General features: G+C 26.1%; 10 protein-coding genes and 1 pseudogene. All 11 read left to right on the top strand.

Annotated elements, in window-relative coordinates:
• The first annotated feature begins 55 nt into the window (after positions 1 to 55).
• Positions 56 to 535 (top strand): RNA pyrophosphohydrolase, encoded by a 480-nt coding sequence (locus tag JG676_RS05275; protein ID WP_200170165.1) that lies wholly within the window; start codon positions 56 to 58, stop codon positions 533 to 535.
• Positions 535 to 1,737: an aspartate kinase gene (locus JG676_RS05280; protein WP_200170164.1), complete on the top strand. Its 1,203-nt coding sequence runs from the start codon at positions 535 to 537 to the stop codon at positions 1,735 to 1,737. The genes JG676_RS05275 and JG676_RS05280 overlap by 1 nt, the downstream gene beginning before the upstream one ends.
• On the top strand, positions 1,737 to 2,270 hold the full coding sequence (locus JG676_RS05285; RefSeq protein WP_200217532.1) for a HobA family DNA replication regulator: 534 nt from the start codon (positions 1,737 to 1,739) through the stop codon (positions 2,268 to 2,270). The genes JG676_RS05280 and JG676_RS05285 overlap by 1 nt, the downstream gene beginning before the upstream one ends.
• The gene (locus JG676_RS05290) at positions 2,270 to 2,875 is read left to right on the top strand and encodes a DNA polymerase III subunit delta' (protein WP_200217533.1); all 606 of its coding nucleotides are present in this window, start codon (positions 2,270 to 2,272) and stop codon (positions 2,873 to 2,875) included. Before JG676_RS05285 ends, JG676_RS05290 begins: the two co-directional genes overlap by 1 nt.
• Positions 2,875 to 4,017 carry a dihydropteroate synthase gene (gene folP, locus JG676_RS05295; RefSeq protein ID WP_200217534.1) on the top strand — a complete coding sequence of 381 codons (1,143 nt, stop codon included), beginning with the start codon at positions 2,875 to 2,877 and terminating at the stop codon, positions 4,015 to 4,017. Before JG676_RS05290 ends, folP begins: the two co-directional genes overlap by 1 nt.
• Positions 4,014 to 5,954, top strand: a complete 1,941-nt coding sequence (gene ligA, locus JG676_RS05300) for an NAD-dependent DNA ligase LigA (RefSeq protein WP_200217535.1) — start codon at positions 4,014 to 4,016, stop codon at positions 5,952 to 5,954. Before folP ends, ligA begins: the two co-directional genes overlap by 4 nt.
• Complete coding sequence (locus JG676_RS05305; RefSeq protein ID WP_200217536.1) at positions 5,951 to 6,925, top strand: hypothetical protein; 975 nt, start codon at positions 5,951 to 5,953, stop codon at positions 6,923 to 6,925. The genes ligA and JG676_RS05305 overlap by 4 nt, the downstream gene beginning before the upstream one ends.
• Positions 6,922 to 7,671 carry a TlyA family RNA methyltransferase gene (locus JG676_RS05310; RefSeq protein WP_200217537.1) on the top strand — a complete coding sequence of 250 codons (750 nt, stop codon included), beginning with the start codon at positions 6,922 to 6,924 and terminating at the stop codon, positions 7,669 to 7,671. Before JG676_RS05305 ends, JG676_RS05310 begins: the two co-directional genes overlap by 4 nt.
• Complete coding sequence (locus JG676_RS05315) at positions 7,640 to 8,491, top strand: bifunctional riboflavin kinase/FAD synthetase (RefSeq protein ID WP_246801796.1); 852 nt, start codon at positions 7,640 to 7,642, stop codon at positions 8,489 to 8,491. Before JG676_RS05310 ends, JG676_RS05315 begins: the two co-directional genes overlap by 32 nt.
• Positions 8,481 to 9,185: a carboxy-S-adenosyl-L-methionine synthase CmoA gene (gene cmoA, locus JG676_RS05320; protein ID WP_200170156.1), complete on the top strand. Its 705-nt coding sequence runs from the start codon at positions 8,481 to 8,483 to the stop codon at positions 9,183 to 9,185. Before JG676_RS05315 ends, cmoA begins: the two co-directional genes overlap by 11 nt.
• Before the next feature lie 44 nt (positions 9,186 to 9,229).
• A pseudogene (locus JG676_RS05325) lies at positions 9,230 to 9,334 on the top strand (ribose-phosphate pyrophosphokinase); the annotation flags it as partial.
• Positions 9,335 to 9,355: the final 21 nt, after the last annotated feature.

A 9,355-nucleotide genomic window follows, 5' to 3' on the forward strand; every position in this document is an offset into this window, starting at 1 on the left:
AAATTTTTTATAAATTTTAATAAAAAATTGATTTGAAATAAGTTAAAATAATTTAATGAAAGAAGAAAATAAAATAAAAAATTATAGACCTAATGTTGCAGCCATTATACTTTCAAGTTCTTATCCTTTAAAATGTAAAATTTTTATAGCAAAAAGAAATGATATGGAAAATATTTGGCAATTTCCACAAGGTGGAATTGATAAAGGAGAAAGTGCTAGAAATGCTTTATTTAGAGAACTTAAAGAGGAAATTGGAACAGATGATATTGAGATTATCGCCGAATATCCCAAATGGCTAAGTTATGATTTTCCAGATAAAATAGCACAAAAAATGCATCCTTATAAAGGACAAACTCAAAAGTATTTTTTAGTACGTTTAAAAGATGATAAAAAAATTAATATACATACCAAATGTCCTGAATTTAGTGCATATGAATTTGTGGAGTTGAAACAGATATTTAAAATGATTAATCATTTTAAAAAAGATATTTATATTGCTGTAATTAAGTATTTTAAAGAGAAAGGTTATATTTAATGCTGATAGTTCAAAAATATGGTGGAACAAGTGTTGGAAGTTTAGAGCGCATTGAAGCAGTTGCAAATAGAGTAATACAAAGTGCTAAAGAGGGTAATAAGCTTGTTGTTGTGGTATCTGCTATGAGCGGGGTAACAAATGAGCTTATTGAATATGCTAATTTTTTTAGCAAAGAACCAAAAACTTGTGATTTGGATATGCTTTTAAGCAGCGGTGAAAGAGTAACTTCCGCACTTTTATCTATAGCATTAAATGAAAAAGGTTTTAAGGCTGTTTCATTTTCTGGAAGAAAAGCCGGAATTATTACCAATAGTGTTTTTACTAAAGCTAAAATTAAATATATTGATTCTAGTGCTATTGAGGATGAATTAAACAAAGGAAAAATAGTTGTTGTAGCTGGTTTTCAAGGGGTAGATGAAGAAGGAAATGTCACAACTTTGGGGCGTGGTGGAAGCGATTTAAGTGCCGTCGCGCTTGCAGGAGCTTTAAATGCTGATTTATGTGAAATTTATACCGATGTAGATGGAGTTTATACAACTGATCCAAGAATTGAACCTAAAGCTAAAAAGCTTGATAGAATTTCTTATGAAGAGATGTTAGAGCTTGCAAGTTTAGGAGCTAAGGTTTTACAAAACAGATCAGTTGAGCTTGCTAAAAAATTAAATGTTAAATTAGTAACAAGAAATAGTTTTAATGATAATGAGGGAACAATGATTACACAAGAAAATGGAATGGAACAGGCTTTAGTTAGTGGTATAGCTATGGATAAAAATCAAGCTAGAATTATTTTAAGAAATATAGAAGATAAACCAGGTATTGCAGCTGAAATTTTTTCAAACATAGCAAAAGAAAATATTAATGTTGATATGATCATACAAAATGTAGGTATTGATGGAACAACAAATCTTGGTTTTACTGTTCCAGAAAATGAACTTGAATTGACAAAAAAAGCTATGAGAGAAATTTTAAATTCCAATATTATCATAGAAACAGATAGTTCTGTGGTAAAAGTTTCTATAGTAGGAGTTGGGATGAAATCTCACTCAGGTGTAGCCTCTATGGCTTTTAAAGCCTTAGCAAATGAGGGTATTAATATAGAAATGATTTCAACAAGTGAAATAAAAATTTCAATGATAGTTCAAGAAAAATATGGAGAACTTGCAGTAAGAGCTTTGCATGAAGTTTATGGACTTGATAAATAATGAGTGATTTTCTTAGTTTTACTTTAGAAAATATTCGAAATGGTGGAACTTTTTTAAATTGGATGGAGAGTCGTCGTCTAGAGTGGGCCCCTCTTATGGCTGCAAGACTTAAACATCTTTTAGAAGGACGCACTTTTATATTAATGTGCGATGAGCAAAGATCTTGGTATGAGCATTATTTTTTAAAAAATATCAATTCTAAAAATTCAAGACCTATGCTTCCTTTTGTGTCTTTGGATTGTCTTTATAAAAAAAAGATACAAAATACTGAAGATATATTTTTACTTAATGATTTATTAGATATTACTTTTCCTAATGGTTATGTTTATTTTTATATAGGAAGTACTACGGATAAAAAATCTTTAATTGCCAAATCTAAAGATGATAGCTTACTTTGGCTTTTTGATGAGCAATTACAAAATAGTTTTTATTTAAATTCTAAAGATAAAGATTTAGATGCTAAACTTATTTCTTTATTTAGACTTTTAGATTTAAGCTTAGATGCAATTTTATTTTCTAAGGTTACTCTTTAATGTCTTTTACAAGTAAAATTATTATTAGTAATGACTTTGAAAAAATTAAAGCTACAATGATAGAAGATTTTGGAATTAAAAATTTAAGATTTATTCCAAAAGAAGTTACTAATGAGTTTTTACTTGATGATGCTAGAGCAGTTGAAAAAGAAAGTTATATTGCTGAAACCGAAGAAAAAATTATTATTTTAATGGCGCATTCTTTTAGAGTCGAGGCACAAAATTTTTTATTAAAACTTTTAGAAGAACCCCCAAGAAATATAAAATTTCTTATAGTTGTTCCTTCTAAAAACCTTCTTTTGCCAACAATCAAATCACGACTTATATGTCAAAAAGATAAGATTAAAAAAGAAAAAATTGATTTAAATATAGATCTTAAAAAACTTGATTTAAAAATGATTTTTGAATTTATCAAAGAAAATGAAAATTCAGATAAGCTAGAACTTATGCAGAAAATTTCCACCCTTAGTCAAGAATGCTTAAGAGTTAAAAAATTTAACGAAGAAGAACTTGATTTTTTTTATAAGGCATATGAATTAGCAAAATTAAATTCAAAAGCAAGTTTATTGTTTGCGACTTTGCTATTAAATGTTTATGAGGCTTAATGAAATTTTTTAAAATCAATTCTAAAACCGATTTTAATCTTCTTTGCAGTTTTATAAATCCTCATAAGCTTGGACAAAAAATTATGTCCAATAAAAAAGAAATTCATTTTATCTTTATTAAAGATATAAGCATTCCAGCAGCAAATATTTTAAAACAAGATGCCTTAAGGGTTGGAGCTGAGCTTGTAACTCATAAAGAAGTAATTACAGCTAAAGTTTCATGCTCAAATGCTCTTTTAATGGCTACAAAAGAGCAAATTCAAAAACTTATAGATAAAGAAAAGTTGCAAGATTTTAAACTTAAAAATTTAGCTTCTTTTTTACAAAATAATTTTCTAAAACCTAAAAACGTAAAGTTAATGGCTGTTATGAATATTAATAATGATAGTTTTAATGAACAAAGTCGCGTAAATGAGTTAAATTTTGAAAAAAAACTTATTGAAATTTTATCTTTAAAGCCTGAATTTATAGATATAGGAGCAGTAAGTTCAAGACCAGGAAGTGAGTATTGTGGAAAAGAAGAAGAATTTAAAAGGCTAAAAAATATACTTGATTTAATTTATGCCAAAAATTATTATAAAGAGAGTATTTTTAGCTTAGATAGTTTTGATGAGTATTGTTTAGAATATGCTTTAAATAAAGGCTTTAAACTTATTAACGATATAACAGGCTTAAAAAATAAAAATTTAGCTAAACTTGCTGCAAATTATAAATCATTATATTGTTTAATGCATATACAAGGCATACCAAAAACTATGCAAGAAAATCCAAAATATGAAGATCTATTATACGAAATAAGTGAATTCTTTAGGGAGAAATTACAAATTTTAGAAAGTTATGGAGTAAAAGATAGTATTTTGGATGTTGGCATTGGTTTTGGTAAGAGTGCAGAACATAATTTGATTTTAATTAAACATTTAGAACATTTTTTACAATTTAATAAACCTTTATTAGTAGGAGCAAGTCGAAAAAGTGTAATTAATGCATATTTTAAAAGTGAAATTAAAGATCGTTTAGCTGGGAGTTTATATTTGCATTTAAAGGCTTTTGAAAATGGAGCTAGCATTATAAGAACTCACGATTTATATGAACATAAACAACTTTTTAAGCTTAATGAAGCAATGCAAGAGGTGGTATTATGACAAAAGAAGAATATTTAGAAAAAGTAAAATTAGCAAATCTTTGGATGAGAGCTTATTATGAAAAAGATGAACCTTTAGCAAGTGATGAGGAGTATGATACTTTAATCAAAGAGCTTAAAAAATTTGAAAAAGAAAATCCTGATTTATTACTTAAAGATTCTCCTACACAAAAAATTGCTCCAACAATACAAAGTGAGTTTAAAAAAATTTCTCATTTAAATCCTATGTGGTCAATGGAAGATGTTTTCGATGAGAGTGAATTAAGAGCGTGGGCAAAAAGAGCAAAAAGCGAAAATAATTTTTTTATAGAGCCTAAATTTGATGGAGCAAGTTTAAATTTAGTTTATGAAAATGGTCAATTGATAAGCGGAGCTACAAGAGGAGATGGAAGAATAGGGGAGGATATAACACTAAATGTTTTAGAAATTGAAAGTATCCCAAAAAAAATTCCTTATTTAGAAAAAATTGAAATTCGTGGCGAAGTGGTGATTTTAAAAGATGATTTTGAAAAAATCAATGAAAAAAGAGCAAAATTAAATCAAAGTTTATTTGCAAATCCTAGAAATGCAGCAAGTGGGAGTTTAAGACAACTTGATACAAGCATAACAAAAGAAAGAAATTTAAAATTCTATCCTTGGGGGGTGGGTCAAAATAGTCTTAGTTTTACAAAGCACTCAGAAGTTATGGAATTTATAAGAAGTCTTGGTTTTTTAAAAGATGATTTTGTAGGACTTTGTAAGGATTTAAATGAAGTGATGATAGCTTATAAAGAGCTTTTAAATTTAAGAGATAAAAAGCCTATGATGATGGATGGTATGGTTGTAAGAGTAGATGATTTAAACCTTTGCAATGAGCTTGGATATACGGTTAAATTTCCTAGATTTATGGCAGCTTTTAAATTTCCTGCACTTGAAAAAACTACGCGTTTAATAGGTGTAAATTTACAAGTAGGAAGAAGTGGAGTCATAACACCTGTGGCGATTTTAGAACCTGTTAATCTAGATGGAGTTATGGTTAAATCAGCAACACTTCATAATTTTGATGAGATAGCAAGACTTGATGTAAAAATTAATGATTATGTAAGCATTATAAGAAGTGGAGATGTTATACCTAAAATCACTAAGGTTTTTAAAGATCGTCGTGATGGTTTAGAGCTTGATATTTTGCGTCCAAAAATTTGTCCTACATGTCAAAGTGAGCTTTTAGATGAGGGTGCTTTGATAAAATGTCAAAATATTGATTGTGAAGATAGACTTTTAAATTCAATTATTCATTTTGTTTCTAAAAAATGTCTAAATATAGATGGGCTTGGCGAAAATATAGTAGAGCTTTTATATAAAAATAAAAAAATTACTACAATTGAGAGTATTTTTCATCTAAAATTTGGTGATTTTGAAGGTTTGGAGGGTTTTAAGGAAAAAAAGATTAACAATATATTAAACGCTATTGAAAATGCAAAATTTTGCGATCTTTATCGTTTTATTACAGCTTTAGGCATTGAGCATATTGGCGAAGTAGCTGCTAAAAAGTTAAGTTTTAGTTTTGGATTTAATTGGCATAAACAAAGTTTAGAAAGTTATGAGAATTTAGAAGGTTTTGGAAAACAAATGGCTTTAAGTCTTTGTGAGTTTATACGTGTAAATCATCAAAGAATTGATCATTTTTACGAACTTCTAAATTTAAAGCTTGATCAAAATAAAATACAAAATGATAGCAAAATCATTGGCAAAACTTTTGTCATTACAGGAACACTTTCGCGTCCTAGAGATGAATTTAAAACTTTGATAGAAAAATTAGGTGGAAAAGTAAGTAATTCTGTTTCTAAAAAAACAAATTTTGTTCTTTATGGAGAAGAAGCTGGTTCTAAGCTAGATAAAGCAAAAGAACTTAATATAACTTGTATAGACGAAGATGCTTTTAATGAGCTTATAAAATGATAGCTTTATTGGCTCTTTTTGCTTTTATTTTAACTTGGCAATACTCGAGCTTTTCTTTGATTTTTTTACCTTTAATTTTTTATGGCTTAGCAAGAGAATTTTTTGTTTTTTTAAAATTTAGAAAAAATGTTATAAAAGAAGCTACTATTATAAAAAATAGTTTAATCTATCGTTTAAGTATGGGAGATTTTTTTATTTATATTATAAGCTTTTTTATGGCTATTTTTACTTTTTTATCTTTATTTTTAAATTTAATTACAGCTCAAAAGCAAGAATTAGTCTTTTTGCTTGCGTTTTTGCCTTTATGTATAGTTTTTTTAAGAAAAAAATTAAATTTTCAATTGATAAATAATGCTTATAATGATTTTAGAATTATTATTATAAGCGCTTTTTTAATAGCTTTAATTTATGCAATTATTAATTTATTTTTTAATTCGTTAGAAGGAATAAAACTAGAAAATTTTCAATATATCATACCTTATAAAAATTCTACCTTTTTTGTATTTGATTTCATCTCAGAAATTTTAACACTTATAAGGCTTATAAAAGAATATTTTTTAACTTCTTTGGGTATATTTTGGTTTAAAATTATTCATTTTATTTTTGATTTTTTCAACTTTTTTGTATTTTCTCTTTCTTTTGCTTATATTTATAATTTTGCTCTTAAAGTGCAAAATAAAAACTATGTTTTTATTCTTTCTTTTATGATGATTTTAGGGATATTTTTCATTAAAGAGATTAAAAATGAAAAATTAAAGCCTTATCAAAAAGAGCTTGCCTTATTTATAGAAAATACAACTATTTTAAAAGAACAAAATTTAAGTTCATTAAAACAAAATAAAGATCAGATTGAAAGAAATTTAAAACAGGTTCAAGATCTTTTAAATAAAAATGCCTTTGAGCTTGGAATTTGGTGGTTTTCCAAAGAAAAAGAAGATTTGCAAAAAGCTATAAATGAAAGTTTGAAATGAGATTTGATTTTTTTATTTCTAAGCGTTTAAAAATCAGCAGAAATAAAGCCGTAGAATTGATAGAAAATAAAGAGATTTTGTTAAATTCTAAATTTTTTAAACCATCCTTTGATGTAAGAACTTTAATTAAAAATCAAAATTTAACCGAGGCAGAAATATTAACTTGCGAAGAATTAAATTTAAAGCTTTTAAATGAAATTTATGTTTCTCGTGCTGCTTTTAAACTTAAATCGTTTTTAAAAGATAAAAATATTTGTATAGAAGATAAGAAGTGTCTTGATATTGGTTCTAGTACAGGTGGTTTTGTGCAAATTTTATTAGAAAATAAAGCCTTAAAAATTACCGCTTTAGATGTTGGGACTAATCAACTTCATCCTATTTTGCGTGATAATGCTAAAATAAATTTAGTAGAAAATACTGATTTAAGGGATTTTAAAAGTGATGAAAAATTTGATCTTATTACTTGTGATGTTAGTTTTATATCTTTAATTCATTTACTTATTTATATTGATAAATTAGCTTTAAAAGATATTATTTTGCTTTTCAAACCTCAATTTGAAGTAGGAAAAGATGTTAAAAGAGATAAAAAAGGTGTTTTAAAAGATGAAAAAGCAGTGCAAAAAGCGAGAAATAATTTTGAAAAAGCTTGTGCAAATTTAGGTTGGATTTTGCAAAATTACGCAGAATCAAAGATTAAAGGAAAAGAGGGCAATGTTGAATATTTTTACCACTATAGTAAAAGATAAAGTTAAAAGTTTAGCTATAGGAAGTTTTGATGGAATTCATTTAGGTCATAAAAAGCTTATAGATTGTTTAGATAAGCAAGGCATACTTTTAATCATAGATAAATTTAAAGGTAAAAAACTTTGCACCAATCAAGATAAATTTCTTTTAACAAAAAAAGAAGTTTTAGAACTTGATTTTGAAAATATTAAAACTTTAGATGGTAAAGAATTTTTACAATTTTTAAAAAAAGAATTTAAAAATTTAGAGTATATTGTAGTAGGTTATGATTTTAGCTTTGGAAGAAATAGGGCTTATAAGGCTAAGGATATAGAAATCTTAAGCGGTATTAAAACAATTATTGTTGATGAGTTTAGTATTAATGAGATAGGCGTGCATACAAGCTTAATAAAAGAGTATTTAAAACAAGGTAATATAAAAAAAGCTAATTCTTTTTTGGGTAGAAATTATAACATTAAAGGAAGATTGATAAAAGGGCAAGGACTTGGATCAAAAGAGCTTTTTGCTACCTTAAATTTAGAGTGTGAAGATTATTTTTTACCAAAAGATGGTGTCTATGCAACTTTTACAAAATTTAAAAATCAAAGTTATAAAAGTGTAAGTTTTATAGGGATTAGAAGTAGTGATAATAATTTTGCTATAGAAAGTCATATTTTAGAAAAATTTGATGATAAATTAAATTTATGTGAAATTTTAGAATTAGAATTTGTAGATTATATTAGAGAAAATCAAAAATTTGAAAATTTAAATAAACTCAAAAATCAAATTTCAAAAGATATACAAAAAGCTAAAGAAATTTTAAAGGATAAGAATGAAAGATGAGCTTTTTAAACAAGATTTAAAAAAACAATTTGAATTTGATAAGAATGTAGCCAGTGTTTTTGATGATATGATTAATCGATCCGTGCCTTTTTATAAAGAAAATTTAGAACTTTGTGCTAATTTAATAGCAAAGATTATATTTAAAGGAGCTAAAATTTGTGATTTAGGTTGTTCTAGTGCAAATTTTTTGATTTTTTTATCTAGTCTAAGAAAAGATTTTGAACTTTTTGGAGTTGATAATTCGCCTTTTATGCTTGATGTTGCAAGAGCTAAAATGAAAGCTTATGGTTTAAATATTAAATTTTTTGAAGCTAATTTATGTGAGTTTGACTTTTTTAAAAGTGATGTTTTTGTAGCAAATTATACTTTACAATTTATCCGTCCCCCTAAAAGACAAGAATTAGTAAATACAATTTATAAAAATTTAAATGAGCAAGGTGTATTTATAATAAGTGAAAAAATACTTTATGAAGATGCTTTTTTATCAAAAAATATTATAGAACTTTATGCAGATTATAAACAAAAACAAGGTTATTCTAAATTTGAAATAGCTTCAAAAAGAGAGGCATTAGAAAACGTGCTTATTCCTTATAGCGAAAGCGAAAATATCACTATGCTTAAAAATGCAGGATTTAAAAAAATTGAAAGTATTTTTAAATGGGCAAATTTTGAGAGCTTTATAGCATTTAAGTAAAAAAGTATAAGTAAATGTTTAAAAGTTTATTAGAGTTTTAAAATAAAAAAGAACTCCCTAACATTAAAGTATTAAGTGTAGCTCCAATTTTTGCAGAAGTTATACGCCGTGTTTATCATAATGAAAGTGTTAATTCTTTATTTATCTAAAAATTAATAAAAATATATAAA

Source organism: Campylobacter sp. 2018MI34, assembly GCF_016598975.1.
GTDB lineage: Bacteria > Campylobacterota > Campylobacteria > Campylobacterales > Campylobacteraceae > Campylobacter_D.

What these genes read in the sequence shown, in the direction of transcription:
- JG676_RS05275 (WP_200170165.1), top strand. Translation starts at nt 56, where the DNA reads ATGAAAGAAGAAAATAAAATAAAAAATTATAGACCTAATGTTGCAGCC.
- JG676_RS05280 (WP_200170164.1), top strand. Translation starts at nt 535, where the DNA reads ATGCTGATAGTTCAAAAATATGGTGGAACAAGTGTTGGAAGTTTAGAG.
- JG676_RS05285 (WP_200217532.1), top strand. Translation starts at nt 1,737, where the DNA reads ATGAGTGATTTTCTTAGTTTTACTTTAGAAAATATTCGAAATGGTGGA.
- JG676_RS05290 (WP_200217533.1), top strand. Translation starts at nt 2,270, where the DNA reads ATGTCTTTTACAAGTAAAATTATTATTAGTAATGACTTTGAAAAAATT.
- folP (WP_200217534.1), top strand. Translation starts at nt 2,875, where the DNA reads ATGAAATTTTTTAAAATCAATTCTAAAACCGATTTTAATCTTCTTTGC.
- ligA (WP_200217535.1), top strand. Translation starts at nt 4,014, where the DNA reads ATGACAAAAGAAGAATATTTAGAAAAAGTAAAATTAGCAAATCTTTGG.
- JG676_RS05305 (WP_200217536.1), top strand. Translation starts at nt 5,951, where the DNA reads ATGATAGCTTTATTGGCTCTTTTTGCTTTTATTTTAACTTGGCAATAC.
- JG676_RS05310 (WP_200217537.1), top strand. Translation starts at nt 6,922, where the DNA reads ATGAGATTTGATTTTTTTATTTCTAAGCGTTTAAAAATCAGCAGAAAT.
- cmoA (WP_200170156.1), top strand. Translation starts at nt 8,481, where the DNA reads ATGAAAGATGAGCTTTTTAAACAAGATTTAAAAAAACAATTTGAATTT.